Source organism: Streptomyces cylindrosporus (assembly GCF_022698165.1).
Classification (GTDB): domain Bacteria; phylum Actinomycetota; class Actinomycetes; order Streptomycetales; family Streptomycetaceae; genus Streptomyces; species Streptomyces cylindrosporus.
In genome coordinates, this window is the sequence record NZ_JALDAY010000004.1 from 365,959 (window position 1) to 391,521 (window position 25,563).

27 protein-coding genes and 2 pseudogenes are annotated in these 25,563 nt (G+C 70.6%); 19 read left to right on the plus strand and 10 right to left on the minus strand.

Going from position 1 to position 25,563, the window contains the following annotated elements; all coding sequences use genetic code 11:
* Positions 1–91: 91 nt before the first annotated feature.
* From MQP27_RS14595 to MQP27_RS14635, 9 genes are all read left to right on the plus strand, one after another.
* On the plus strand, positions 92–1,321 hold the full coding sequence (locus MQP27_RS14595; RefSeq protein ID WP_242765499.1) for an amidohydrolase family protein: 1,230 nt from the start codon (positions 92–94) through the stop codon (positions 1,319–1,321).
* A complete protein-coding gene (locus MQP27_RS14600; RefSeq protein ID WP_242765500.1) occupies positions 1,318–2,232 on the plus strand; it encodes an LLM class F420-dependent oxidoreductase in 915 nt (304 codons plus the stop codon). Before MQP27_RS14595 ends, MQP27_RS14600 begins: the two co-directional genes overlap by 4 nt.
* 11 nt (positions 2,233–2,243) lie before the next feature.
* A complete protein-coding gene (locus MQP27_RS14605) occupies positions 2,244–3,014 on the plus strand; it encodes an SDR family NAD(P)-dependent oxidoreductase (RefSeq protein ID WP_242765501.1) in 771 nt (256 codons plus the stop codon).
* Positions 3,015–3,132: 118 nt separating this feature from the next.
* Entirely contained in the window at positions 3,133–4,251 is a 1,119-nt protein-coding gene (locus MQP27_RS14610; RefSeq protein WP_278196072.1) for an LLM class flavin-dependent oxidoreductase, read from the plus strand.
* 54 nt (positions 4,252–4,305) lie between these two features.
* Positions 4,306–6,075 (plus strand): N-acyl-D-amino-acid deacylase family protein, encoded by a 1,770-nt coding sequence (locus MQP27_RS14615; RefSeq protein WP_278196128.1) that lies wholly within the window; start codon positions 4,306–4,308, stop codon positions 6,073–6,075.
* A gap of 557 nt (positions 6,076–6,632) precedes the next feature.
* Positions 6,633–8,096 carry an aldehyde dehydrogenase family protein gene (locus MQP27_RS14620; RefSeq protein WP_242765504.1) on the plus strand — a complete coding sequence of 488 codons (1,464 nt, stop codon included), beginning with the start codon at positions 6,633–6,635 and terminating at the stop codon, positions 8,094–8,096.
* Positions 8,097–8,196: 100 nt separating this feature from the next.
* Positions 8,197–8,733 carry a DUF3455 domain-containing protein gene (locus tag MQP27_RS14625; RefSeq protein WP_242765505.1) on the plus strand — a complete coding sequence of 179 codons (537 nt, stop codon included), beginning with the start codon at positions 8,197–8,199 and terminating at the stop codon, positions 8,731–8,733.
* A gap of 58 nt (positions 8,734–8,791) precedes the next feature.
* A complete protein-coding gene (locus MQP27_RS14630) occupies positions 8,792–9,571 on the plus strand; it encodes an alpha/beta fold hydrolase (protein ID WP_242765506.1) in 780 nt (259 codons plus the stop codon).
* Between the two features lie 103 nt (positions 9,572–9,674).
* On the plus strand, positions 9,675–10,712 hold the full coding sequence (locus tag MQP27_RS14635; RefSeq protein ID WP_242765507.1) for an aldo/keto reductase: 1,038 nt from the start codon (positions 9,675–9,677) through the stop codon (positions 10,710–10,712).
* On the opposite strand, the gene MQP27_RS14640 is transcribed toward MQP27_RS14635, so the two are convergent.
* The gene (locus MQP27_RS14640) at positions 10,709–11,113 is read right to left on the minus strand and encodes a nitroreductase/quinone reductase family protein (RefSeq protein WP_242765508.1); all 405 of its coding nucleotides are present in this window, start codon (positions 11,111–11,113) and stop codon (positions 10,709–10,711) included. The two genes, MQP27_RS14635 and MQP27_RS14640, sit on opposite strands and share 4 nt — an antisense overlap.
* A gap of 127 nt (positions 11,114–11,240) precedes the next feature.
* On the opposite strand from MQP27_RS14640, the gene MQP27_RS14645 reads away from it, so the two are divergent.
* Positions 11,241–12,098, plus strand: a complete 858-nt coding sequence (locus tag MQP27_RS14645) for an endonuclease/exonuclease/phosphatase family protein (RefSeq protein WP_242765509.1) — start codon at positions 11,241–11,243, stop codon at positions 12,096–12,098.
* Here MQP27_RS14645 and MQP27_RS14650 read toward each other — a convergent pair.
* Positions 12,026–12,253 (minus strand): DUF397 domain-containing protein, encoded by a 228-nt coding sequence (locus tag MQP27_RS14650; RefSeq protein ID WP_242765510.1) that lies wholly within the window; start codon positions 12,251–12,253, stop codon positions 12,026–12,028. The genes MQP27_RS14645 and MQP27_RS14650 overlap by 73 nt on opposite strands.
* A gap of 10 nt (positions 12,254–12,263) precedes the next feature.
* Complete coding sequence (locus MQP27_RS14655; RefSeq protein WP_242765511.1) at positions 12,264–13,118, minus strand: helix-turn-helix domain-containing protein; 855 nt, start codon at positions 13,116–13,118, stop codon at positions 12,264–12,266.
* Between the two features lie 230 nt (positions 13,119–13,348).
* Here MQP27_RS14655 and MQP27_RS14660 point away from each other — a divergent pair, with 230 nt between their 5' ends.
* Both MQP27_RS14660 and MQP27_RS51905 read left to right on the plus strand, forming a co-directional pair.
* On the plus strand, positions 13,349–13,789 hold the full coding sequence (locus MQP27_RS14660; RefSeq protein WP_242765512.1) for an ATP-binding protein: 441 nt from the start codon (positions 13,349–13,351) through the stop codon (positions 13,787–13,789).
* Positions 13,790–13,968: 179 nt separating this feature from the next.
* Positions 13,969–14,079: pseudogene (locus tag MQP27_RS51905) on the plus strand (IS5 family transposase); the annotation flags it as partial.
* Between the two features lie 207 nt (positions 14,080–14,286).
* On the opposite strand, the gene MQP27_RS14670 reads toward MQP27_RS51905, so the two are convergent.
* Both MQP27_RS14670 and MQP27_RS14675 read right to left on the minus strand, forming a co-directional pair.
* Positions 14,287–14,682, minus strand: coding sequence for a nuclear transport factor 2 family protein (locus MQP27_RS14670; RefSeq protein ID WP_242765513.1), 396 nt, complete (start codon positions 14,680–14,682; stop codon positions 14,287–14,289).
* Positions 14,683–14,814: 132 nt separating this feature from the next.
* On the minus strand, positions 14,815–15,174 hold the full coding sequence (locus MQP27_RS14675) for a DUF6221 family protein (protein ID WP_242765514.1): 360 nt from the start codon (positions 15,172–15,174) through the stop codon (positions 14,815–14,817).
* 92 nt (positions 15,175–15,266) lie between these two features.
* Between MQP27_RS14675 and MQP27_RS14680 the strand changes: the two genes are divergently transcribed.
* From MQP27_RS14680 to MQP27_RS14690, 3 genes are read left to right on the plus strand one after another with little or no spacing between them, the layout of a single operon-like run.
* Positions 15,267–15,965: a hypothetical protein gene (locus MQP27_RS14680; protein WP_242765515.1), complete on the plus strand. Its 699-nt coding sequence runs from the start codon at positions 15,267–15,269 to the stop codon at positions 15,963–15,965.
* Positions 15,962–16,435 carry an SMI1/KNR4 family protein gene (locus tag MQP27_RS14685; protein ID WP_242765516.1) on the plus strand — a complete coding sequence of 158 codons (474 nt, stop codon included), beginning with the start codon at positions 15,962–15,964 and terminating at the stop codon, positions 16,433–16,435. Before MQP27_RS14680 ends, MQP27_RS14685 begins: the two co-directional genes overlap by 4 nt.
* A 54-nt stretch (positions 16,436–16,489) precedes the next feature.
* Positions 16,490–16,747, plus strand: a complete 258-nt coding sequence (locus MQP27_RS14690) for a hypothetical protein (RefSeq protein ID WP_242765517.1) — start codon at positions 16,490–16,492, stop codon at positions 16,745–16,747.
* A gap of 10 nt (positions 16,748–16,757) precedes the next feature.
* On the opposite strand, the gene MQP27_RS14695 is transcribed toward MQP27_RS14690, so the two are convergent.
* The 4 genes and pseudogenes from MQP27_RS14695 to MQP27_RS14710 all read right to left on the minus strand — a co-directional run.
* Entirely contained in the window at positions 16,758–17,129 is a 372-nt protein-coding gene (locus MQP27_RS14695) for a hypothetical protein (RefSeq protein WP_242765518.1), read from the minus strand.
* Positions 17,130–17,138: 9 nt separating this feature from the next.
* Positions 17,139–18,041, minus strand: coding sequence for an SCO4402 family protein (locus tag MQP27_RS14700; RefSeq protein WP_242765519.1), 903 nt, complete (start codon positions 18,039–18,041; stop codon positions 17,139–17,141).
* Between the two features lie 12 nt (positions 18,042–18,053).
* Positions 18,054–18,434: a hypothetical protein gene (locus MQP27_RS14705; protein WP_242765520.1), complete on the minus strand. Its 381-nt coding sequence runs from the start codon at positions 18,432–18,434 to the stop codon at positions 18,054–18,056.
* A 106-nt stretch (positions 18,435–18,540) separates the two neighbouring features.
* Positions 18,541–20,043, minus strand: a pseudogene (locus tag MQP27_RS14710) (CehA/McbA family metallohydrolase); the annotation flags it as partial.
* Between the two features lie 96 nt (positions 20,044–20,139).
* On the opposite strand from MQP27_RS14710, the gene MQP27_RS14715 reads away from it, so the two are divergent.
* Genes MQP27_RS14715 through MQP27_RS14730 form a run of 4 tightly spaced genes read left to right on the plus strand, consistent with a single transcriptional unit; the run spans position 20,140 to position 25,014 of the window.
* Entirely contained in the window at positions 20,140–21,003 is an 864-nt protein-coding gene (locus MQP27_RS14715; protein ID WP_242765521.1) for an LLM class F420-dependent oxidoreductase, read from the plus strand.
* A gap of 24 nt (positions 21,004–21,027) precedes the next feature.
* Positions 21,028–23,640, plus strand: a complete 2,613-nt coding sequence (locus MQP27_RS14720) for a bifunctional FO biosynthesis protein CofGH (protein WP_242765522.1) — start codon at positions 21,028–21,030, stop codon at positions 23,638–23,640.
* 46 nt (positions 23,641–23,686) lie between these two features.
* The gene (locus MQP27_RS14725) at positions 23,687–24,244 is read left to right on the plus strand and encodes a hypothetical protein (RefSeq protein WP_242765523.1); all 558 of its coding nucleotides are present in this window, start codon (positions 23,687–23,689) and stop codon (positions 24,242–24,244) included.
* Positions 24,244–25,014 (plus strand): inositol monophosphatase family protein, encoded by a 771-nt coding sequence (locus MQP27_RS14730; protein WP_242765524.1) that lies wholly within the window; start codon positions 24,244–24,246, stop codon positions 25,012–25,014. The genes MQP27_RS14725 and MQP27_RS14730 overlap by 1 nt, the downstream gene beginning before the upstream one ends.
* 3 nt (positions 25,015–25,017) lie before the next feature.
* Here MQP27_RS14730 and MQP27_RS14735 read toward each other — a convergent pair whose 3' ends face one another.
* Positions 25,018–25,524, minus strand: a complete 507-nt coding sequence (locus MQP27_RS14735) for a DUF2165 domain-containing protein (protein ID WP_242765525.1) — start codon at positions 25,522–25,524, stop codon at positions 25,018–25,020.
* Positions 25,525–25,563: the final 39 nt, after the last annotated feature.

A 25,563-nucleotide genomic window follows, 5' to 3' on the forward strand; every position in this document is an offset into this window, starting at 1 on the left:
CCGACCTCGGAGCCGACCGCGGAGTCGCCCCACGCACCCGTCCCTGTCGGCATAGCTGACGGACCGTCAGATCGGCGCTACCGTGGCCGCCATGGACACCGAAGCGACGTTTCCGCTGATCATCTCCGTCGACGACCACACCGTGGAGCCCGCCGATGTCTGGCAGAGCCGGCTCCCGAAGAAGTACCTGGACGTCGGCCCCCGAATAGTCCGCGCCCCGCTGAAGGAGATGACCTTCCTCGGCGGCCGCTTCCGCCCGGTCATGGGCGAACCCGGCGACGACGGCCCGCTCGGCGACTGGTGGGTCTACGAGGAACTGAGGCGCCCCCTCACCCGCCTCGACACCGCCGTCGGCTACAGCAGGGACGAGATCAAGCTCGAAGTCATCACGTACGAGCAGATGCGACCGGGTTCCTACGACGTCCCGCAGCGCCTCGCCGACATGGACGTCAACCACGTCCAGTCCGCCGTCTGCTTCCCGACCTTCCCGCGCTTCTGCGGCCAGACCTTCACCGAGGCCCAGGACCACGAACTCGGCCTGCTCTGCGTCCAGGCCTACAACGACTGGATGGTGGAGGAGTGGTGCGGCCCGCAGGCCCGGGGCCGCCTCATCCCGCTCACCCTCATCCCGCTCTGGGACGCCGAACTCGCCGCCGCCGAGGTCCGCCGCAACGCCGCCCGGGGCGTGCGCGCCGTCGCCTTCTCCGAGATACCCCCCTACCTCGGCCTCCCGTCCGTCCACGGCGACGACTGGGACCCGCTCTTCAGGGCCTGCGACGAGACCGGCACGGTCATCGCGATGCACATCGGCTCCAGCAGCCGTATGCCCTCGACCTCCAAGGACGCCCCGCCCGCGGTCGGTTCGACGATCACCTTCGCCAACTGCTGCTTCTCGATGGTCGACTGGCTGATGAGCGGCAAGTTCGAACGCTTCCCGAACCTCAAGGTCATGTACGCCGAGGGCCAGATCGGCTGGATCCCGTACATCCTCGAACGCGCCGACGTGGTCTGGGAGGAGAACCGCGGCTGGGGCGGAGTCGCCGACAAGGTCCACCGCCCGCCGTCCGAACTCTTCGCCGAGCACGTCTACGGCTGCTTCTTCGACGACGCGTTCGGGCTCCGCAACCTCGACGCGATCGGCGTCGCCAACGTCCTCTACGAGACCGACTATCCCCACTCCGACTCGACCTGGCCGAAGTCGAGGGAGGTCGGGGAGGCGCAGATGGGGCATCTGGACGCGGACGTGGTGGAGCGGATCGTCCGGGGCAACGCCATCGAGCTGCTGGGGCTCACCCCCGAGGGCCTGTGGAGCCGTACGTGAGGTACGGCATCCAACTCCCCGTCCAGTCCCAGAGCACCATCTACGCCGAGCCCTGGGAGGCCGACGCGGGCCCCGCCGACCTGGTGGGGATCGCCCGCGCCGCCGAGAGCGCCGGCTTCGACTACATCGCCGGCTGCGACCACGTGGCCGTCCCGCGCCGCCTCGCCGCCGCGATGAGCACGGTCTGGTACGACCCCGTCGCCACCCTCGCCTTCCTGGCGGGCGTGACGGAGCGGGTCCGGCTGCTGAGCCACGTGGCGGTGATCGGGCTGCGGCACCCCCTCCTCACCGCCAAGCAGTACGCCACCCTCGACCACCTCAGCGGGGGCCGCCTGGTCCTCGGGGTGGGGGCCGGGCACGTGCGGGAGGAGTTCGAGGTGCTGGGCGTCGACTTCGAGCACCGGGGTGCCGTGCTCGACGAGTCGATCGACGCGCTGCGGGCCGCCCTGGGCCCCGACGAGTACCCCGAACACCACGGCAAGCTCTACGACTTCGAGGGGCTGGGCCAGCGGCCGAGGCCGGCGCAGGAGCGGGTGCCGGTGTGGGTGGGCGGCTCCTCGCCCGCCGCGGTACGCCGGGCCGCCCTCAAGGCGGACGGCTGGCTGCCGCAGGGGGACCCGAGGGACCGCCTGCCCGCCCAGATGGACCGGATACGGCGGCTGCGCGAAGAGGCAGACGTCGAGGGGCCGTTCGTGATGGGAGCCATCACCGAGCCGCTGTACGTCGGCACACCCGGCTGGGACGTCGGCCGCCGCACGCTCACCGGCTCCCCGGCCGCGCTCGCCGAGTCCCTGCGCGCCTACCCGGCGATGGGCGTGGACCAGATCCAGGTGCGGTTCCGCTGCCGCAGCCGCACCGAACTCACCGACCAGATGGCGGCCTTCGGCGCCGAAGTGGCCCCCCACCTCTAAGGAGTTACGGCATGGGCAAGCTGGACGGACGCGTCGTGATCGTCACCGGGGCGGCGCGTGGACAGGGGGAGCAGGAGGCCCGGCTGTTCAGGGCGGAAGGGGCCGAGGTCGTCGTCGCGGACGTGCTCGACGAGCAGGGCGAGGCCCTCGCCCGGGAGATCGGCGGCCGCTACCTCCACCTGGACGTGGGCGAGGAGGACGCCTGGCGCTCGGCCGTGAGCACCGTCAAGAACGCGTACGGCCGGATAGACGGGCTGGTCAACAACGCCGGCATCCTGCGCTTCAACTCCCTGGTGGACACGCCCCTCGACGAGTTCATGCAGGTCGTACGGGTCAACCAGGTCGGCTGCTTCCTCGGCATCAGGACGGTCGCGCCGGTGATGGAGGACGGCGGCACGATCGTGAACACCGCGTCCTACACGGCCGTGACCGGCATGGCGGCGGTCGGCACCTACGCCGCCACCAAGCACGCCATCCTCGGCCTCACCCGCGTCGCCGCGCTGGAGCTGGCCCACCGCCGCATCCGCGTCAACGCCATGTGCCCCGGCGCCATCGACACCGCGATGTCCAACCCGGCCCAGCTGGACGCGGAGGCGGACGCGGAGGAGACCGGCCGGGCCCTGCACGAGCTGTACCGCAAGCTCGTGCCGCTGGGGCGGATCGGGGCGCCGGAAGAGGTGGCGAAGCTCGCGCTCTTCCTGACGTCGGACGACTCCTCGTACATCACCGGGCAGCCCTTCGTGATCGACGGCGGGTGGCTGGCAGGGGTGAGCATCATCTGACGGGGCGTCAACTATTGACGTTTCTGACGGCACGTCAGAAAGTCGTAGGACTCGAAGACTCAAAGACTCAAAGACTCAGACACTCAGAACTCACCTGGACTTGGGACGGTGACCCGCCTTGGAATTCGGGCTCTTTGTACAGGGATACGTGGGCAAACGCGCCGAGACCGACCCGCTGGCCGAGCACAAGGCGCTGATGGAGGAGACCGAGTACGTCATCCAGGCGGACAAGTCCGGCTTCAAGTACGCCTGGGCGTCCGAGCACCACTTCCTGGAGGAGTACTCGCACCTGTCCGCCAACGACGTGTTCCTCGGCTACCTGGCGCACGCGACGGACCGCATCCACCTCGGCTCCGGGATCTTCAACCCCCTCGCCCAGGTCAACCACCCGGTGAAGGTGGCCGAGAAGGTCGCCATGATGGACCACCTCAGCGAGGGGCGCTTCGAGTTCGGGTCCGGCCGCGGCGCCGGCTCGCACGAGATCCTCGGCTTCCTCCCCGGGATCACCGACATGAACTACACGAAGGAGATCTGGGAGGAGACGATCGCCGAGTTCCCGAAGATGTGGATGCAGGACGAGTACGTCGGCTTCCAGGGCAAGCACTGGCAGCTGCCGCCGCGCAAGGTCCTGCCGAAGCCGTACGGGAAGTCGCACCCGGCGATGTGGTACGCGGCCGGTTCGCCGCCGTCGTACGCGATGGCCGCCCGCAAGGGCCTCGGCGTGCTCGGCTTCAGCATCCAGAAGGTCTCCGACATGGAGTGGGTGCTGGAGCAGTACAAGACGGCGATCGTGAACGCCGAGCCGGTCGGGGAGTTCGTCAACGACAACGTGATGGTGACGACGACGGCGATCTGCGCGCCGACGCACGCGGAGGCGATAGAGATCGCGGTGCACGGTGGGCTGCACTATCTGCCCTCGCTGGTGTTCAGGTACCACGACACCTTCCCGCGGCCCGAGGGCTTCCCGGTCTGGCCGGAGACGCTGCCGGAGTACACGCCGGAGTTCGTCGAACTGCTCGTCGAGGAAGAGCTGTTGATCTGCGGCGACCCGGACGAGGTGCTCACCCAGTGCAAGCGGTGGGAGCAGGCGGGGGCGGACCAGCTGAGCTTCGGGCTGCCGGTGGGGGTGCCGAAGGAGGAGACGCTGCAGACGATCCGGCTGATCGGGGAGCACGTGATCCCGAAGATCGACACGGATCCGGTGCATCGGACTACGCGGTTCCGGGGGGCTGTCTGAGGTCGTACGGCGGCTGCGGGCGGGTGGGGGCTGGTCGCGCAGTTCCCCGCGCCCCTGGGTGGGCATGGCCAACGCAGTTCAAGGAGGCACCGCATGCTTGATCACGTCATCAAGGGCGCCACCGTCGTCGACGGGACCGGTGCGCCCGCTTTCACCGCAGACGTCGGTATCCGTGACGGTCGTATCGCCGTCATCGGGACCGTCACCGAGGAGGCCCGGACGTCCGAGGACGCCTCCGGGCTCGTCCTCGCCCCCGGGTTCGTCGACCCGCACACCCACTACGACGCCCAGCTGTTCTGGGACCCGTACGCGACCCCGTCCCTGAACCACGGGGTGACGACGGTCGCCGCCGGCAACTGCGGTTTCACGCTCGCCCCGCTCAATCCCGCCCGCCCCGAGGACGCCGACTACACCCGCCGGATGATGTCCAAGGTCGAGGGCATGTCGCTGGTGGCGCTGGAGGAGGGGGCGCCGTGGAGCTGGAGCTCCTTCGGGGAGTACCTGGACGCTCTCGACGGGCGGATCGCGGTCAACGCCGGTTTCATGGTGGGGCATTGCGCGCTGCGGCGGTACGTGATGGGGCCCGATGCGGTGGGTGGCCAGCCCACCGAGGACCAACTGGCGGCGATCGTACGGCTGTTGCACGAAGCGATGGACGCGGGCGCGTGGGGGTTCTCGACGACCCAGTCCCGTACCCACTCCGACGGCGACGGGCAGCCGGTCGCCTCCCGGCACGCCAAACCCGCCGAACTGCTCGCTCTCTCGCGGGCCGTCGGTGAGCACGAGGGCACGCAGATCGAGGCCATCGTCGCGGGCTGCCTGGACCAGTTCAGCGACGAGGAGATCGAGCTGTTCGCGGAGATGAGCGCGGCGGCCGGGCGCCCCCTGAACTGGAACGTGCTGACCATCGACGCCTCCGTGCCCGAACGCGTGCCGCGGCAGCTGCTGGCGAGCGAGCAGGCGCGCAAGGCGGGCGGCCGGGTCGTCGCGCTGACCATGCCGATCCTCACGCCGATGAACATGTCCCTGGGCACGTTCTGCGCGCTGAACCTGATCCCGGGCTGGGGCCCGATCCTGGGCCTGCCGGTCCCGGAGCGGATCGCCCGCCTGCGGGACCCTGACGTGCGTGCGGAAATGCTGGAGCGGGCCAACTCCAAGGAGGCGGGCGTCTTCCGGCGGCTCGCGAACTTCGGGCGGTACGTCATAGGCGACACGTACAGCGAGGCGAACGCCGGGCTGAGCGGCAGGGTCGTCGGGGACATCGCGAAGGAGCGCGGCCAGGACCCCTTCCACGCGCTGGTCGAGATCTGCGCGGCCGACGAGCTGCGTACGGTCCTGTGGCCCATGCCGACCGACAACGACCCCGCGTCCTGGGCCCTGCGGGCCGAGACCTGGCAGCACGAGGACGTGCTGCTCGGCGGGTCGGACGCCGGGGCCCACCTGGACCGCATGTGCGGGGCGCCGTACACCACCCGCTTCCTCGGCGACTGCCTGCGGCGCCGGAAGCTGGTCGGACTGGAGCAGGCGGTGAAGATGCTGACCGACGACCCGGCGCGGCTCTTCGGGCTGCGGGAGCGGGGCCGGGTGGCGGAGGGCTTCCATGCGGACCTCGTGCTCTTCGACCCGGAACGGATCGACGCGGGCCCGGCCACCCTGGTGCACGACCTGCCGGGCGACAGCCCACGCCTGGACGCCAAGGCGATCGGGATACGAGCCGTGTGGGTCAACGGCGTCGAGGCGATCCGTGACGACGCGGTGAGCGGGGCGGTGCCGGGACGGGTGCTGCGGTCGGGGAGGGATACGAGGACGGTGAGTACGAGGTGAGGAGGGCCGTGGACGGGACGGTGCCGCGGCTCCGGCAGGAGATGAGGGTCGTGCGCGGGGCGGTGCCGGGGCCCGGGCGGGAGTCCAGCTCGGCCGCACCGGAGCCGGCGCCGTACGGCGGCCGGGCCGCGATTGCGGCGAGCACGCGGTGAGCGGCGCCGGGGCGGGTGCTGCGGTCGGGGAGGGATACGAGGACGGTGAGTACGCGGTGAGGGAGGCCGTGGGCGGGGTGGTGCCGCGGCTGCGACGGGAGACGAGGGCCGTGCGCGGGGCGGTCCCGCGGCTCAGGCGGGAGACGAGGGTCGTGCGCGGGGCGGTGCCGGGGTCCGGGTGGGGGTCGAGCTCGGCCGTGCCGGGGCGGTGCCGTGCGGCGGGGGCGGGCCGCGACTGCGGCGGGCGCGCGGTGAGCGGTGCCGGGCTGGGGAAGCCGTTGCGGTTCGGGTCGGGATGCGGTGGCGGTGGGTGTCGGGTGAGTGAAGTCGGCGGCGGGCGGCGGTTGTTCGTCGGGGTGAGTGGGTCGAGCGGCTGGGGGCGGATGCGGTGGCGGTGAGTGCCAGGTGAGTGAAGTCGGCGCCGAGCAGCGGCTGTTCGTCGGGGGTGAGTGGGTCGAGCCGGACGGGGGCCGGTACGCCGTCGTCGATCCGGCCACCGAGGAGACCATCGGGTGGGCTCCGGAGGCCTCGCGGGATCAGGTGCTCGCGGCTTGTGCCGCGGCCCGCGAGGCCTTCGGGCCGTGGTCGAGGACGGCGCCGGAGGAGCGCGCGGCGATCCTGGGGCGCGCCGCAGAGGTCATCGGCAGCCGTTTCGCGCCGTACGCGGAACTGGCGCAGGCGGAGACGGGCGCCACGACGGGGACGGCGCGGGCGATGCAGGTCGGCGTCGGCATGGCCCGCTTCCGCCGGTACGCGCGCGTGGAGCCCGCCGAGTGGGCGATCCCTCCGCAGATCAACGAGGCGGGCCCGATGGGGAAGGCCGGTGTGATGGGCGCGCTGGCGATACGGCAGCCCGTCGGCGTCGTCACCTGCATCACGTCGTACAACAACCCGTGGGCGAACCCGGCCGGCAAGATCGCCCCCGCCCTCGCGATGGGCAACACCGTGGTCGTGAAGCCCGCCCCGCAGGACCCGCTGTCCGTCTACCGGATGGCCGAGGCGCTGGAGGCGGCGGGCGTGCCGCCGGGTGTCGTGAACGTGGTGTCCGGGCAGTCGGTGGCGGTCGGCGAGGCGGCGGTGGAGTCGGCCGACGTCGACATGGTGAGCTTCACCGGCTCCACGGCCGTGGGGCAGCGCATCGGCGAGGTGTGCGGGCGCGCCATGAAACGGCAGCTGATGGAACTCGGCGGCAAGGGCGCCGCGGTCGTCTTCGACGACGCGGACATCGGCTCGGCGGTGGCCGGCATCGGCACCACCTTCTCCTTCTACAGCGGCCAGATCTGCACGGCCCCGACGCGAGTGCTGGCGCAGCGGGGCGTGTACGACCGGCTCGTCGAGCAACTGGCCGGATACGCGGGCAGGTTGAAGATCGGCGACCCCCGGGACCCGGCGACGGTGGTGGGCCCGGTGATCTCCTCCGCCCACCGCGAGCGCGTGGAGTCGTACGTCGAACTGGGCCGCAAGGAAGGTGCGGTGGTGGTGACGGGCGGCGAGCGTCCGGCCTCCTGCGACCGCGGCTTCTTCGTCGCCCCCACCCTCCTCGCGGACTGCACGAACGACATGCGGGTGGCCCGGGAGGAGATCTTCGGCCCGGTGGTCGTGGTCGTCCCCTTCGACGAGGAGGACGAGGGCGTCGCCCTGGCCAACGACAGCGAGTACGGGCTCATCGACTACGTCTGGTCGGGCGACGTGGCCAGGGCCTTCCGGGTGGCCCGGCGGCTACGGGCGGGCGGCGTCGGCGTCAACACCGTCGGGCGGAACATGGAGGCGCCGTTCGGCGGGTTCAAGAAGAGCGGGGTGGGACGGGACGTGGGGTCGTACGCGCTGCACGCGTACGGGGAGGTGCAGGCGATCGTCTGGCCGGGCTGAGGGGCGTCGAGACGAACAGTTCGCTAACTACACCTAGAACAAGGTGACTTGACCGTAGAGTTCCTCCGCAAATCAATCAGAACCCTTCCGGAGAACTCCCTTGAAGTACGCCAAGCGCCTTGCCCTGACCGCCACTACCCTCGCCGCCGCGACCGCCTTCCTGGGGACGACCGCCGGCAACGCCGCCCCCGCCGACACCGCCCCCAAGCCCGTGAAGGCCCCCGCCGCGCTCAAGGTGCCCGACGGCAACAAGCTGACCGCCGTCTACGCCGCCCGGGGCGTGCAGACCTACACCTGCACCGACGGAGCCTGGAAGCTCCTGGAGCCCGCCGCCACCCTGTCGGACAAGAGAGGCCGCGCGGTCGCCCTGCACTCCCGCGGCCCCGTCTGGGTCTCCACGGTCGACGGCAGCGCGGTGAACGCCACGGCGATCGCCAGCTCCCCGAGGACCGACGCCGTCCCCGAGCTCCTGCTCCAGGCCACCGCCACCCGCGGCGCGGGCGTCTTCGCCGGCGTCTCCTACATACAGCGCCTCAACACGACGGGCGGCGTCGCCCCGGCCGGCGCCTGCACCGGAACGGACCAGACGAGCGTGGCGTACAGCGCGACGTACGCCTTCTACAAGCCGGCGAAGTGACGCGCCCGCCCAGGGCCACCGCCGTACAGCCGTGCGGCCCCGGTGAGACCCTCGGTCCATGGAGACCAAGGTGTACGTCGACGGCGGTGAGCTCTGGGCGGACGACACGGGCGGGGAGGGGACCCCGGTGGTGCTGCTGCACCCCGGCGTCGCCGACTCCCGGGTCTGGGATCCGATCGCCCCGGCGCTCGTCGACCGGTACCGGGTGATCCGTTACGACGCCCGTGGCTACGGCCGCTCACCCGCACCCACCACCACGTACTCCCTCGCCGCCGACCTGCGGGCCGTGCTGGACCACTTCGGCGTCCGGCGCGCGGTGCTGGTCGGCTCCAGCATGGGCGGGGGCACCGCGATCAACTTCGCCCTGGACGAGCCGGACCGGGTCGCGGGACTCGCCCTCCTGGTCCCCGGCATCACGGGCTACCCGGACCTGGAGTCGCCCGAACTGACGGCCCGTATCGGCGAGTTGGCGCGGGCGGGGGACATGGACGGGCTGGTGGACCTCTCCCTGTCGTCCTGGGGCACGGCGGGCACCCCTCCCGACACCGAGGCCGCCGAGCTGGTACGGGCGGCCGTCCCGGCCTGGTTCACGACGTACGGCCACCAGGCCGAGGACCCGCCCGCCTTCCCCCGGCTCGGCGAACTGGCCATGCCCTGCACGCTGTTGCTGGGCGAGCAGGACATGCCCCGGACCGTCCGCTGCAACGAGGCGATGGCCGCGGCGATCCCGGACTGCGTCCTCGTACGCCGCCCGGACTGCGACCATCTGCCGACGCTGCGGGCTCCGGAGGCGGTACGGGAGCTGGTGCTGGACCTGTGCGCGAGGGCGACCGGCTGACGCGATTACATCTCCCCCCGCCGCGCTTGCGGTCGAGCACACTCCAAGTCCTAGAGTGACGACGCTTCCCGAGCCCGACCGCCACGGAGTACGGAGAACCGGTATGCGCTATCGCGTCCTCGGCAGGACCGGCATCGAGGTCAGCACCCACTGCCTCGGCACGATGATGTTCGGCGCCGCCGGAAACCCCGACCACGAGGACGGCGTACGGGTCATCCACGCCGCGCTCGACGCGGGGATCAACTTCGTGGACACCGCCGACATGTACTCGAAGGGCGAGAGCGAGGAGATCGTCGGCAAGGCGCTCAAGGGCCGGCGCGACGACGTCGTACTCGCCACGAAGGTGCACTTCCCGATGGGCGAGGGCCGCAACCGCAGCGGGAACTCCCGGCGTTGGATCGTCCGGGCGGTCGAGGACAGCCTGCGGCGCCTGGACACGGACTGGATCGACCTCTACCAGGTGCACCGCCCCGACCACACCACCGACATCGAGGAGACGCTGTCCGTCCTCACCGACCTGGTGCGGGCGGGCAAGATCCGGACGTTCGGCTGCTCCACGTTCCCGGCCGAGGACCTGGTGGAGGCCCACCATGTGGCGGAGCGGCGCGGGCTGATGCGGATGCGCACCGAGCAGCCGCCGTACTCCCTCCTCGCCCGCGGCATCGAACGCGCCGTACTGCCCACCGCCGAGCGCCTGGGCATGGGCGTGCTGACCTGGTCCCCGCTGGCCTCGGGTTTCCTCTCCGGCGCCTACCGCGAGGGCCGCCCGGTCGACCTCACCACCGGCCGCGCGAAACTCACCCCGCACCGCTTCGACCCGGCGGTCCCGGGGAACCCGGCGAAGTTCGCGGCGGTGGAGCAACTCGTAGCGCTGGCGGACGACTTGGGCTGCACGCTCCCCGAACTGGCCGTCGCCTTCCCGCTGGTGCACCCGGCCGTCACCTCGGTGATCATCGGCCCGCGCACGATGGACCAGCTGACCTCCCTGCTGGCCGGGGCGGACCTGGTGCTCGACGACGCCGCACTCGACCGCATCGACGAGATCGTGCCACCGGGCACCGACCTGTACCGGGCCGACGGCGTCTGGCAGCCGCGACCCCTCACGGAGCCGGCACTGCGGAGGCGGCCGGCCGGCTCCTAACGGGACCCCGGGGCGTCCAGATCCACGCGCACAGTCAGCAGTGCCGCGCCTATGGCCCGTACGGCCACGCTGTTCAGTGACCGAAGCGCGCGCAGGCGGGCGATCGGGTCGTCGTCGGGCAGCAGATGCGCGGTCCCGGCGTACCAGCGACCGCGGATCCGCACCCGTACCCGCGGATCGGCCTTGATGTTGCGCACGTACTGCGACCGGTCCCCGAACTCCGACACCAGCCAGAACGCGTCGCCGACCCGGCGCCCGCCCACCGGCGTACGCCTCGGCTGCCCGGAGACACGACCCGTGGTCTCCAGCAGCGTCTGGGTGGGCAGCCGGCGCATCACGGCGTTGAGGCGCCGCTGGAAGGCGGTGACGGTCAGGTACTTGTCCTCGGCGCTGCGGGGCATGATTTCCGGTTCTCCTGTCTCGTGGCGGTGCTGATGCTCTTCAATGTTCCTCACGGGGACCAGAACGAGCGATGGAACCTCGAACGGATTCTCCGTGACGGTTCCCCGGTGAGGAACGGTGGGCCCCATGCGCGTGGTGACCTGGAACCTGTGGTGGCGCTTCGGCCCGTGGGCGGAGCGCCAGAAGGCGATCCTCGCGGTCCTGCGGGAGCTGCGCCCGGACGTCGTGGGCCTGCAGGAGGTGTGGGCGGCGGGCGGCGGCAACCTCGCGGGCTGGCTGGCCGGCGAACTGGGCCTGCACTGGACATGGGCCGCGTCCGACGCCTCGGAGCGCTGGCAGCGGCGGATCGGTGAGCCGGGCGTCGAGATCGGCAACGCGGTGCTGAGCCGGTGGCCGGTGGTGGAGCGGGAGGTGCTACGACTCCCGGCCCCGGCGGAGGTGAACGACGGCCGGCTGGCACTGTACGCCCGCCTGGACGCTCCGCGATCCCAAGTCCCCTTCTTCACCGCCCACTTGACGTCCCAGCCGCACGCCTCCGCGATCCGCCGCGACCAGGTCACGGCCCTGGCCCACTTCGTCGCCGAGCACCGCACGGGCACCGACTTCCCACCGGTCGTGGTCGGCGACTTCAACGCCCCACCGGACTCGGACGAGGTCCGCCTGTTCGGCGGCACGCGAACGGCACCGGTGGTGCCGGGCCAGTCCTTCTTCGACGCGTGGGACTACGCGGACGCGACGGCCGCGTCCGCGACATGGGACCCCGCGAACCCGTACGTCCACCCGGGCCTCGGCCCCGCCGCCCGCATCGACTACATCCACGTGGGCGGCCCGGCGGGGCCGGAGGGGATCGGGACGGTACGGGGGGTCCGGCGGGCCGGGGACGGGCCGGTGGGCGGGGTGTGGGCGTCGGATCATGCGGCGGTGGTGGCGGAGCTGACCGGGGGCGGCGAGGACGCCAGCGGGGTGCCGGCCTTCAGCACGTGAAGAAGGGCGGTGAAGGCGGCGGGGGTCGTGGTCAGGACGGGCTGAGGCGGGCCGGGGCGGTCGGTGAGGTGAACGGCGCCCGGGGCCACGGATATGTGAACGCAGGCCTCACCTTCTTGGCAGTACGACGACTTCTGCCAACGACGCGTGGACATACTGGCTCCTTCACAGACTCTGGGCGATGGCGTGGATGAGATCCCGGGACTTCTCGGGACTGAGCGCGGCGGCTTCGACGACGTCCAGGAGGCGCCGGTACTTCTCCAGGTGGGCCTCGGCGTCGAGCAGTACGGGACCGTGGAACTGGTCCAGCTGCACGGTGTCCAACTCCGGCACCGGGCCGCGCAGGTAGTTGATGGACTGCCCTGATCCCGGGAACGCCCCGACGTCGAAGGGAAGCACCCGCAGGGAGATGTGGTCCCGTTCGCTCATCTCGATCAGGTGCGTCAGCTGCGCACGGGCCACTCCTCGGCCGCCCACCCGCATGTGCAGGGCGGCCTCGTGGATGACGGTGCTGTACGGATTCGGGTGCGCGCGGAACACCACGTCCTGGCGTTTGATGCGGTGCGAGACGCGGTGCTCCACCTCCGGTGGGGTCGGCGCCGGAATCGCCTGGCTGAAGATCTCCCGGGCGTGCTCGGCGGTCTGGAGCATGCCCGGGATGTGCGAGGTGAACGCGGTACGGATGGCCGTCGCGTGGTGCTCCAGCTCGGCGAGGGTGAGCAGCCCCGACGGAAGCACTTCGCGGTAGGCGTCCCACCACCAGCCGCGCGTCTTCTCGGCGGCCATGTCCGCGAGGGCGTCGACGTAGGGCTGGTTCGTACACGAGTAGATGTGCGCCATCGCCCGGACGCGCTCGGGGCTCACCCCGAACCTGGCCGACTCGACGTTGCTGAGTTGACCCGAGCTGCTGCCGAGCAGCTGCGCGGCCTCGGTGGACGTCAGACCGGCTCGCTCCCGGAGTTTGCGCAGCTCGGTGGCGAGCCGTACGCGTCGGGCCGTTGGCGCGGGTCTTGGGGTCATGCGACGTCTCCTAGCGGGCGTACAGCGAGCTCGTCACCCACACGAGGGAAGTATCGCTGAGAACCTTCGAAACCACGCAAAGCAGCTTTGCGGGGCCCCTATCTTCATTCCTGGGCGTGTCGCCGCCTGGAAGCGCACCGTGGGCCACCACGACAAAGACACCAGGCACCCGTCGCACCCGTCGTACCCGTCGCACCCACCCAACTCCCCTCAGTGACCGGAGACTTCCGATGGCCACCGTATCCCCGTCCTGGAACTACACCCTGCACCTTCCCCGCGATCCACGAGCGCCGGGCGTCGCACGAGCCACCCTGAGACTGATCCTCGCGGCCCACGAACTCCCGGACCTGACCCCCACGGCAGAACTCCTGGCGACGGAACTCCTCACGAACTCCCACCGCCACACGCACGGCCAATACGCCCTCCGCCTCCTCTCGTCGGAACCGGGCCGCGTCCGAGTGGCGGTCTGGGACACGGACCCTCGAGTCCCACCCGGCTTCACGAACGCGGCGGCCCCGGAACCCTCGCCGGACGCGGAACACGGCCGCGGCCTGCCACTGGTCCGGGCGTACGCGGATGCCCTGGGCGTATCGGTACTCCGTGAATGGGGCGCGTCGAAGGGCGGGAAGCTGTTGTGGGCGGAGTGCGGGGGCGGGGTGGGAGCTTGGTGACCAGGGCCATACTGGGGGGTGGAGCGATGCCGCTGCCTGGGAGCTGCAGAAGGAGCCGCCCGGCGGCGTCACCGTCGAGCCGGACGCCCCCGGCCTCGGACGCTCGCGTGGTGGCCTGACCACCAAGGTGCACCTGGCCGTCGAACAGGGCCAGAAGCCCATGTCCGTCGTGATCACGGCCGGGCAGGCCGCGCAACCGGACCGATCGCGTGCCCGCCGACAAGGCGTACGTCTCCCGGAAGAACCGCGCTTACCTGCGCCGGCGGGGGATCCGCTGCACCACCCCTGAGACGCGGCTCGCGCGGCGGCCGGCCACCGAAGTTCGACCCGCAGGACTGCAAAGCTCTGCACGGAGTCGAGTGCGGCAGCGGCTCAAGAGATACCTGCCGTGGCCACGAGGTACGACAAGTTCGCGGTCCGCTACGAGGCGACCGTCCTCGTCGCGGCCATCAACGAGTGGCTGTGAGCAGCATCTTCTCGATTGGCCTGGCGGCCTTTCAACGGCTCTCTGCCTCGAATGCCTGGGCGACGGCCAGGCTGTCCTCGTAGACATGGTGTCGGGTGACACGTCCGGTGGGCCGGGCGGTCTGTCGGATCTCGCCGAGCACGACCGCGTCGCTTCCATCGATAAGGATGCGCTCGACCTCGGTCGCCACACACTCCGGTACGTGGTACTCGGCCAACTCGCGATAGTGGGCGGCCGCGTCAGCCCGGGTGGATCGGTGACGGATCCACGGCGTAGCCGTACGACCGTGCTCGGTCTCCGGCCAATCGAGCCTCCAATCGCCCTGCTGGGCATACAGTTCCGCGATGCGCTCGGGGCCGCCCTCGCGGATTCTGCGCAGCAACTCCTCAACCACACTGCGCGTGTTCGTAGATGCGTCCATGGACATGGCTGACCTCTCCGTCCTGGTCCGCGTCCTCCGACGCGAAGAGATCACCAAACCTGCCAGCGCAGGCACGCCGAGACGATTGCCTCTGAAGTAAGGCAAGCGCCTCACCAAGATCCACATTCGATGCACGCCCTAGTCGGACTCATGGTTCGACTTGTAGCGCGCGGGAAAGTCGGCATGGTCCAGGTAGGGGAGGGCAAAGTCGAGCAGGTCTGCGCACGGCCAGGGATCGCCGTCGAACTGGCAGTCGTCACGGTCGTCCCAGGGCCGCTCCGGGTCGCCTTCGGCCGGACTGAGCGTGTGCCTGTCGAGCACGCGTCGCTTGGCCTCGACCTCGCGCAGCACGCGGACAGGGTCGTGCAGGGCCACGTGCCGCGCGATCGCGGGATGGAATCCGCTCAGGTCCGGATGGCCGACCCCATCGCAGCGCCGGGCCACGTCGGCGTCCTCGTCCAGGCGCGCGCGGAGGAAGGCCACGAGGTCGTTGTCCATGACGGCATCCTCGACGAACGGCCCCTGCATCAGCACGCACTTTTACGACCGCTGCCCTCGGCGGGGCCTGCCCCTCATGTCATCATCCGCACGTGCTGAAGATCCCCGGATACGAAGACGGCCCCCTGGTCCAGGGCACCGCTTACCTCGACGATCCGCTGTTCTGGCCAGTCCACCTCGGCACCTGCCTCCGTGGCGAGAACGCACAGCGAGCCGCGTTCGGCGCTGACTGGGATACGGCCATGGAGCTGTACCGCGTGCTGTCCTCCGAGCGTGAATGGCCGGTGTTCAGTGTGCCCCTGTCGTCCGGACACACCATCCATGTCGTCTACCGCAACATCGAGGGCGACCACGGGGTGGACTACCTGATCCATCACCCTGCGTGGTCCGCGGCGGAAACCCTTGCCGTGGATGACGGTCATTTCATGGGACCCGGCATGGCCTGGCCGGAGTTGCTGTCCACGGCGCGGCAGCCGGCCAAGGAGGGCGTGGACGACGCCGACGCCCGGCTCTTGCTGCTCTTCCCGACACTCGGCGATGCACAGCTTCCCGACGACGCGGCCATTCCTGTCGCTACCGCGCTCGCAGCTCTCACCCTGATCGAAGAGACTGCCGAAGTGGCGGGCATGCTCCTGGAGAACCAGGGCCAGTGGTCACCCGCTCACTGGCGTATGACAGACGGCGTCCGCATCAACGACGGTGGCCACTCGTACCGAAACCCCGGCAACGCCTTCGCTCTGTCCGGGAGCCGCCTTTCGGAAATCAGCTATGCGCTGAGTGTGACCGGGTGACTGACGACGAGGTTGTCGAGGCGGTGCGGGCCGTGGCCCAGGCGGGGACATTGCCGCCGCCCGCGACGCCGGAGGCCGTCGCCGCGGCGGAGGACGTCATCGGGTTCCCGTTGCCTTCTCTCTTGCGGCGCCTGTACGTCGAAGTCGCCAATGGAGGATTCGGTCCGAACGAAGGGATCCTGGGGGTGAGCGGCGGGTCCGCGCAGGGCCACTTCGCGGACATCGCCGAGCTGTACCAGGACGGCCCGGATCCGTCCGGCCGCATCCCAGCCGGCCTGGTGTTGATCTACGACTGGGGCTGCGCCATCTGGTCGCTGATCGACTTCCGCGATCCCGCGGGCCCCATGTGGTGCAGCCACGAAGGCGAGTGCCGGCCCCAGGGTATGACCCTCGCGGAATGGCTGACGGGCACGCTGGCAGGAACCGTGACGGTGGAAGCAGTGCTGGAGGGCCGCCGGCACAGACGCTGAGGCGATGTCGTAGGGCGCGGCTAAGTTGCCCGCATGACTTACAAGGATCCGCTCGTGCCGGTGCTCACCGGCCTGATCGTCGACGTCGTGTGGTGGCTGGAGAGCTGTGAGGACGAGGAAGTCGATCCCGACTCCGCGGTGAAGATGATGGAAAGCGTGGGCGGGGTGCTTCTGCAGCTGCCCTCGCATCAAAGCCGACGATTTTTGGAGGTGCTCGCGGACCTGGCCAAGGCGGAGCAGGAGCCCGCGCGGCGCGAGTTCCTGGAGTCCTTCCCCTTTGCGATCGGGCTGGTTGAGGAACAGAGGGACTGAAGTCGATGTCTCAGAGCTCGTGAGCACGGCCGCGGAACTCGTCCAGAAACTCGAAGAACATCTCCATGGCGGGCCTGCCGGCTTGCTCCGCCTCGCGTTCGATCTCCGTTGCCCAGCCGAGGGAGGACTGGCGGCCCAGTCGTTGGCACAGCCACTGGGAGAAGGGCCTGTGGGAGCCGGGGTTCCAGAAGTCGAACGGCTCCGCGATGTCGTGGATGCCCAGGGCGACGCGGTAGCCGGTGAGCATGGAGTCCAGGTGCTGCAAGGAGTTGTGGCGGACCCACATGTTCGGACGGAGTCGTACTTCCTCCAGGAAGTCGTACACATCCGCGAGTTCGCCGAGTTGCCTGGGTCTGCGCCTGGTTCCGTCCGCCTCCGCCATGCGAACACGCTAGCCGCAACCGCCGCCGTCGAGCAGTACGGCAAGCTCCCTCAAGTCGTTCGCGACCATGACCTGAGAGAGGCGTCCGGCGATGGCTACGACGTCCGGCCAGGCAGCTGCCTGGAGGTACTCCGAGTCGGTGTCGCCCGGCGCTTCGGCGGCAGCCGCGTTCAGCGCGGCACCGAGTTCCCTCATGAGGGCCACCTCCTCGGCGGTTCGAAGACTCACGCCGAGATACCGCTCAGGCTCGTCGGCGTCGCAGAAGTCGTCGAAGAGCGTGTGAAAGACATGGTCCAGGTTCTCGAACGCCGTGGGGTCAAGCCATACGTCCCGCTGCCACGGCGGATTGGCCAGAGCCAGGACGGCGGGTACGACATGGACGCGATGATTGGCCATCAGCCGTCGGTCGTTTTCGCTCACGCCTTCGGATGGGCCGGTGGGGATCGGGATCGGGATCGGGCCTTTCGTCTGGAGGGCGGCGCGTAGTGCTTCAAGTTCCGTGTGGGGGAAGGGGCGGCCCCACCGGGATGCGTAACCGTCCTCGCCTAGCTCATGGGCGACCTTGTCGAACGCGCGAAGCGCGGCCCTCACGACGGACTTGATCGCATGGCGGCTGGACCACAGGACGACAGCTGAACTGTCCGGCGTACGGCAGGTGTTGGCCCTCAGCAGGTCGATCTCGACGTCAGTGCCTTCGCGGCGGAAGAGCCACCGGTAGACCTCCGGCTCGCCCTCGAACTCGGCCCGTGCCTCGGTGTCCGTCAGTGCGATTCTGGCGATCGCTTGCAGGAATTGTTCCGGGCCGCTGGTCACGTATGACGCGAGGGCCTCCGCCTCACCGCTGTGATCGGCCACTTTGCAAAGCGCCCAGCCATGATGGTGCAACGTCCAAGTGATGGTGAGCTGACTCACGGCACCCCTTCGTCAGCCGATCCAGCGCGCGGCGGCCTCGTACGTGCCGGCCGGCGTGCTGTTGAACGCGATCGCCGCATCGGGTGCGTGGCGGCGGACCAGGTTGACCACCTGCTCCAGGAGTTCGGCCTGGTCGTCCGAGTGCCGCAGGCCCCCGCCGATGACGACGCACTCCCACGGATGGGACCGCAGCGCGTTGCCGACGAGCGTCTCCACGTCGTCACTGCCGTCCAGACCGATCAGGCAGGTCACGACCCCGACGCCGTGTTCGGCGAACTCGGCCAGACCCGCCTCGATCCCCTTGGCCACGGGCTCGGGATCCCACGGCCCGGGCACCCGGTACGGGTCGAGTCCGATGACGAGGACACGGGGAGGAGGAGTAGTGGCGTCCATGGTTGGACGATAGGCGCCTCACGTCCCGCGGTCAGCCCTCCCGCGGTCAGCCCTCCCGCGGTCAGCCCTCCCGCCACCAGCCCTCCCGCGGTCAGCCCTCCCGCGGTCAGCCGCCCCGCCGCCAGCGACCCAGGAAGATCGGGTTCGTGAACGCCGCCATCGCCCCCGGCACGGGACCCGCCGCCGTCTCATGCCGCACCTCCGCCCGCACATACGCCGCGTACGCCGCAGTCGTCCGCCACTCCACCACCCCCGCCCCCGTCACCGGCAGCACATCGCTCGTCAGCAGCACACCCTGGTCCGTGATCAGACGGGCCGTGCAGCGCGGAGCGCCCGTCACCTCCAGGCGGACCGTCACCTCGCTGTCGGCGGACACCTCCAACCGCCCGCCGATCCCCGCGAGTTCGCCCCGTCCACTGGCCGTCGCCGTGAAGGACAGGCTCACGTTCTGCGACTCCGCGACGTACGAGCGGCCCGCCCGGATGCCTTCCTGGATCGCCTCGCGGGTCAAGTCGTCGGCCAGGACGACCGTCTGGGGCAGGCCCACGACGTCCGGGTCCCGGTGCGCGTCGCTGTTGCCCATCGCCGGAAGCCACCCGCGGCTGTCTCCGACCGCCGCCACCAGCGTGTTGTCCCACTCCGCCAGCGTCACCTCGTCGTCCGGCGTCCACGGCCCGTTCCACACCTCCACCGCGTCCGCCGCCCCGAACTCGAACCCGAACCCGAACCCGAACTTCCATCCGCAGCCGACGCAGGTGGCGTGCGGATGGGCGGGGACCACGAGACCACCGGCCTGGCGGATCTGGCGGGCGTAGTGGCCGAAGCGGTTGTCGCGTGCCCGGTAGCGCCAGTCCACGAAGGTGCCGGGGTCCGTGCCGAGCGCCACCACGTGTCCGTTCCGCGTCGTCACCTCCTCGCCCAGCAGGATCAGCAGGTCCTCGCCCGCCTCCGTCGCCCAATGGGCGTGGGACGCATACGTGTTGTGGTCCGACGTGTTGATGAAGTCCAGGCCCGCCGCACGCGCCAGGGCCGCGATCTCCGCCGGGGTGCGGCGGCCGTCCGAGTACCAGGAGTGGAGGTGGCAGTCGCCCCGGTACCACGCCCGGCCCCGCCCCTTCGCGCGCGACGGCGGGTACGTCGTTGTCGGCGTCGGCGTCGGCGTCTCGCCGGGCTCCCCGTACGTCAGCGTGATCGTGAGCTCGTACGACAGTCCCTGCGGCGCCACCGTGTACGGCCCGAGGGCCACATGCCAGGTCCCCTCCCGCACCGGGCCCGGCACATACCCCGGCGTCGCCTTGTCCGCCCGTACGAAGAACTCCGTCCTGGCCCCGCCCGACCAGCCCCGGAAGCCCCGGCCGCCCAGGTCCGTGCCGCGTTCGTCGAAGATGCCGATGTCCAGGGCGTTGCCCTGCGCGCCGGCCGGGACGGACGGCCGGTCGTAGGTGTAGGCGACCCTGATCTCCCGTACGCCGGAGGGGACTTCCACCGGCACGTACACATAGTCGGGCGACCCTGCGGGCAGAGTGCCGCGCACCGTCCGCGTCTCCTGCCCCTGCTCCTGACCGTCCGCACCGTCCGCCGCCGCGAAGCTCACGTTTCCCAAGGTAAGCCGCGGTGGCCCCGCCACACCCCCTCAATCCTGGTGTGAATGCGATGCCGACTGGTCGGTATGGACATATCCACCCCCGGCCGGTACAGATGGGACATGCGAATCGCCGTCACGATCTTCCTCACCGACGAGACCATCACCCCCGTCCGGCTCGCCCGTGAGCTGGAGCAGCGGGGGTTCGCCGGGCTGTACCTCCCCGAGCACACGCACATCCCGGTGGAGCGGACCACCCCGTACCCGGCGGGTGGCGAACTGCCGCCCGAGTACGGCCGTACCCTCGACCCCTTCGTCGCGCTCGGCCAGGCCGCCGCCGTCACCGAGCGGCTCGGCCTCGGCACCGGCATCACGCTCGTCGCCCAGCACGACCCGATCGGCCTCGCCAAGCAGATCGCGACCCTGGACCATCTGAGCGGCGGCCGCTTCACCCTCGGCCTCGGCTTCGGCTGGAACGTGGAAGAGGCCGCCGATCACGGGGTCGAGTGGCGGACCAGGCGCGAGCTGGTACGGGACCGGATGGCGCTCATGCGGGCGCTGTGGAGTGAGGAACCGGTCGGGTACGAGGGGGAGTTCGGGAGCGTGCGGGCCTCCTCCGCCTATCCCAAGCCCGTGCAGAAGCCGCGCGGACCGGTGATCGGGCCGCGCACCCTCGTCGGCGGGGCCGCCGGGCCCAAGCTCTTCGCCCACATCAGCGAGTACGCCGACGGGTGGATGCCGATCGGCGGGCGCGGCCTCACCGAGTCGCTGCCGGTGCTGCGCGCCGCCTGGGCCGACGCGGGACGGGACCCGGAGGCACTGCAGATCGTCCCGTACGCCGTCTTCCCGACCCCCGGCAAGCTCGCGCACTACGCCGACCTGGGCATCGAGGAGGTCGTGGTCCAGCTGCCGCCGGCGGGGGAGGCGGAGGTGCTGCGGGTGCTGGACGAGTACGGGGCCCTGCTGGGGCTGGCCCCTGGGCACTGATCAGCTCGACCGTATGCTCGAAGGATGACGACTTCCGCGACCTCCGGAACCGGCTCCTCCGACGCCCCCCGCGGCACCGGCCCCACCGAGAACTCCATGCGTCGCGCCCTCAAACGCGCCCGTGACGGCGTCGCCCTCGACGTCTCCGAGGCCGCCGTCCTCCTCCAGGCCCGCGGCGAGGCACTCACCGACCTCGCCGCCTCCGCCGCCCGGGTGCGCGACGCCGGCCTCGAACAGTCGGGCCGCCCCGGCGTCATCACGTACTCGAAGAGCGTCTTCATCCCCCTCACCCGGCTGTGCCGGGACAAGTGCCACTACTGCACCTTCGTCACCGTCCCCGGCAAGCTCCGCCGCGCGGGCCACGGGATGTTCATGTCCCCGGACGAGGTCCTCGACATCGCCCGCAAGGGCGCCGCCCTCGGCTGCAAGGAAGCCCTCATCACCCTCGGCGACAAGCCGGAGGAGCGCTGGCCGGAGGCGCGGGAGTGGCTCGACGCGCATGGTTACGACGACACGATCGCGTACGTCCGCGCCATCTCCATCCGGATCCTGGAGGAGACGGGCCTGCTGCCCCACCTCAACCCCGGGGTCATGTCCTGGACCGACTTCCAGCGGCTCAAGCCCGTCGCCCCGAGCATGGGCATGATGCTGGAGACGACCGCGACCCGCCTCTGGTCCGAGCCCGGCGGCCCCCACTACGGCTCCCCGGACAAGGAGCCCGCCGTACGCCTCCGCGTCCTCGAAGACGCAGGCCGCTCCTCCGTCCCCTTCACCTCCGGCCTCCTCATAGGCATCGGCGAGACGTACGAGGAGCGCGCCGAGTCGCTCTTCGCGCTCCGGAAGGTCTCCCGCGCCTACCACGGCATCCAGGAACTGATCATCCAGAACTTCCGCGCCAAGCCGGACACGGCCATGCGCGGCATGCCGGACGCCGAGCTGGACGAACTGGTCGCCGCCGTGGCCGTCGCCCGGCACATCATGGGCCCCGCCGCCAACATCCAGGCGCCGCCCAACCTCGTCGCCGGCGAGTACGAGCGGCTGATCGGCGCCGGCATCGACGACTGGGGCGGGGTCTCCCCGCTGACCATCGACCACGTCAACCCCGAGCGCCCCTGGCCGCAGATCGAGGAGCTCACCGAGCGTTCCGCGGCGGCCGGGTTCGAGCTGCGGGAACGCCTGTGCGTGTACCCGGAGTTCGTGCGGCGCGGCGAGCCCTGGCTGGACCCGCGGCTGCGTCCGCACGTACGGGCGCTGGTGGACGAGGAGACCGGGCTCGCTCGGCCCGACGCGCCCGTCGAGGGGCATCCGTGGCAGGAACCCGACGAGGTCTTCGTCGCCTCCGGGCGCACGGACCTGCACTCCTCCATCGACACCGAGGGCCGTACGTCCGACCGGCGCGACGACTTCGACGAGGTGTACGGCGACTGGGCCGAGCTGCGCGAGGCCGCCGCCCCCGGCATGGCCCCCGAGCGGATCGACACCGACGTACGGGCGGCCCTCGCGACCGCGGCCGACGACCCGACGAAGCTGACGGACGCCGAGGCGCTGGCCCTCCTCCACGCGGACGGCCCCGCACTCGACGCGCTGACGCGCATCGCCGACGACGTGCGCAGGGCGGCCGTCGGCGACGAGGTGACGTACATCGTCACCCGGAACATCAACTTCACCAACGTCTGCTACACCGGCTGCCGCTTCTGCGCCTTCGCGCAGCGCCGCACCGACGCGGACGCCTACACACTCTCCCTCGACCAGGTGGCGGACCGCGCCCAGCAGGCGTGGGACGTGGGCGCGGTCGAGGTGTGCATGCAGGGCGGGATCCACCCCGACCTCCCCGGCACGGCGTACTTCGACATCGCGAAGGCGGTGAAGGAGAAGGTCCCCGGCATGCACGTACACGCCTTCTCGCCCATGGAGGTCGTCAACGGCGCGACCCGCACCGGCCTGTCGATCCGGGAGTGGCTGATCGCCGCCAAGGAGGCCGGCCTGGACTCCATTCCCGGCACCGCCGCCGAGATCCTCGACGACGAGGTCCGCTGGGTCCTCACCAAGGGCAAGCTGCCGACGGCGACCTGGATCGAGGTGATCACGACGGCGCACGAGGTCGGCATCCCGTCGACCTCGACGATGATGTACGGCCATGTCGACCAGCCCCGGCACTGGCTCGGCCATCTGCGCACCCTGGCCCGCATCCAGCAGCGGACCGGCGGGATCACCGAGTTCGTGACCCTGCCCTTCATCCACACCAACGCGCCGGTGTATCTGGCGGGGATCGCCCGGCCCGGCCCGTCCACCCGGGACAACCGCGCGGTGACGGCGATGGCGAGGCTCCTCCTGCACCCGTACATCCCGAACATCCAGACCAGCTGGGTGAAGCTGGGCACGGAGGGCGCGGCGGAGATGCTCCGCTCCGGTGCGAACGACCTCGGCGGGACCCTGATGGAGGAGACGATCTCCCGGATGGCGGGCTCCTCCTACGGCTCGTACAAGTCGGTCAAGGACCTGATCGCGGTGGCGGACGCGGCCGGGCGGCCGGCCCGCCCGCGCACCACCCTGTACGGGGAGGTCCCGGAGGAACGGCAGCGCGCGGCCCGGGCCTCGGACGGGCATCTGCCGGAGCTTCTGCCCGTGCTGGAGTGAGTACGATGATCGGACCCCCGTCCGCCGGGGATCCTTAGCTGAGGAGATGCGTGCCGTGCCAGCCCCGAAGGTCTGGGTGACCGGTCTCACGGTGGGAGCGATCGCCGCTGTCGCCGTCCTGGCCGTGCAGGCCGACAAGGGAACGAAGCCGCACGCGGTCGCGGCCGCGCCGAGCTCGTCGGCGTCCGCGCACTCGACGCCGACGAAGCCGAAGGCGCCCGCCGCGGTGCCGGACGGCTCCGGCACCGGCCGCCGTATCGTCTACTCGCTCGGGCAGAAGACGGTCTGGCTGGTCGACGCGAGCGACGCGGCCCGGCGCACCTTCGCGGTGTGGCCGGGGACGGTGAGCCCGGACCCGGGCACGTACAGCGTCGGCACCCGCACCGAGGGCCCCATCACCGGCTCGGACGGGGTGAAGATCGAGCACGTCGTCTACTTCTCCACCGCCTCCGGCGTCAACATCGCCTTCTCCAACGCGGTCGACGGCTCCTCACCGCCGCCCGCCTCCGGCACCCGCACCGGCGGCATCCGCATGAAGACGGCGGACGGCTCGGCCCTGTGGACGTTCGGGACGGCGGGCACGAAGGTCGCGGTGGTGGAGTGATGGACCGCGAGCTCACCGTCGCCACCGAACTCGCCGAGTGGGCCTCGCAGCGCATCCGCCGCCCGCGCGACACCGACGAGGTGCGGGAGAAGGCCACGCCCGCCGACATCGTCACGGACACGGACGAGGCCGTGGAGTCGTACGTACGGGAGGTGCTGCGGCGCGAGTTCCCGGAGTACGGCATCGAGGGCGAGGAGTACGGCGTCCACGAGGGCGCGGCCGGCGCCCCGCACTGGGTGATCGACCCGGTGGACGGTACGACGAACTACGCGCACGGCATCGGCTGGTGCTCGTTCTCGCTGGGCCTCGCGACTCCCGAGGGCAAGCCCCTGCTGGGCGTGGTGGCCGACCCGTGGCGCGGGGAGATCTTCAGCGCGGTCAAGGGCGGCGGAGCGCACCTCAACGGCCGCCCGATCCAGGCGGCGGCCCATTCCTCCCTCACCGGCCACACGTTCCTGACCGAGTGGGCCGCCCACGCCCACTGGCCCGGCATGGACGACCTGCTGCGCGAACTCGCCGCCCGCCACTGCACGGTACGGGTCATGGGCTCCACGGCCCTGTCCCTGGTCCAGGTCGCGGCCGGCCGGGCGACGGCCGCGGCGATCGGCGAGTTCCACCCGGTGGACGCGCTACCGCCACTCCTCATCGCGACGGAGGCGGGAGCGGTGGCGATCCCCGAACTCCCGCCGTACGACACGCCGTTGCTGCTGGTCGCACCCGGTGTGGCGGAGGAAGCGACGGCCCTGTGGCAAAAGACGGTCGTGCGCTAGTCGCTAGTCACCCGCCGACTCGCCCCGCCCGAACGGCAATTGCACCACCAGCAGCGCGACCCCGGCGAACACGAACACCCTGAGCGCGGCGTCCAGCCCGTTCCAGGTCTTCGACTGCCACATAGAGAACCACTCACCACCGATCGCGATGAACCCGGCACCGAACAGCAGCAGAAGCATCAGCAGCCCGTACGTCGACACGCTGCGGGCACGGGCGACATCACGCCGGATCCACAGCCAGGTGCCGTAGATCAGCACGAGGGCGGCGAGGGTCTCCCAGACGATGATGAGGACGTAAGCCGTGTTCTGCAGGCCCTTGTTGGTGATGGCCCGCCACATCAGGTCGTCGTCCTTGAACGTGGTGTCCATGGCCAGGACGTGCTGCACGAACGCCTGGTTGGTCCCGAAGTCGGTGATGTTGCCGAAGGCTACGAGGGCGATGTAGAGCGCGACGCTTGCGGTGAGGAGGGCGGCGGTGATGGTCAGGGGGTTTCGGGGGGTGGTGGTCATGACAGTCATCTTGCCTGGAATGACCTTGGGGGCTGAGTG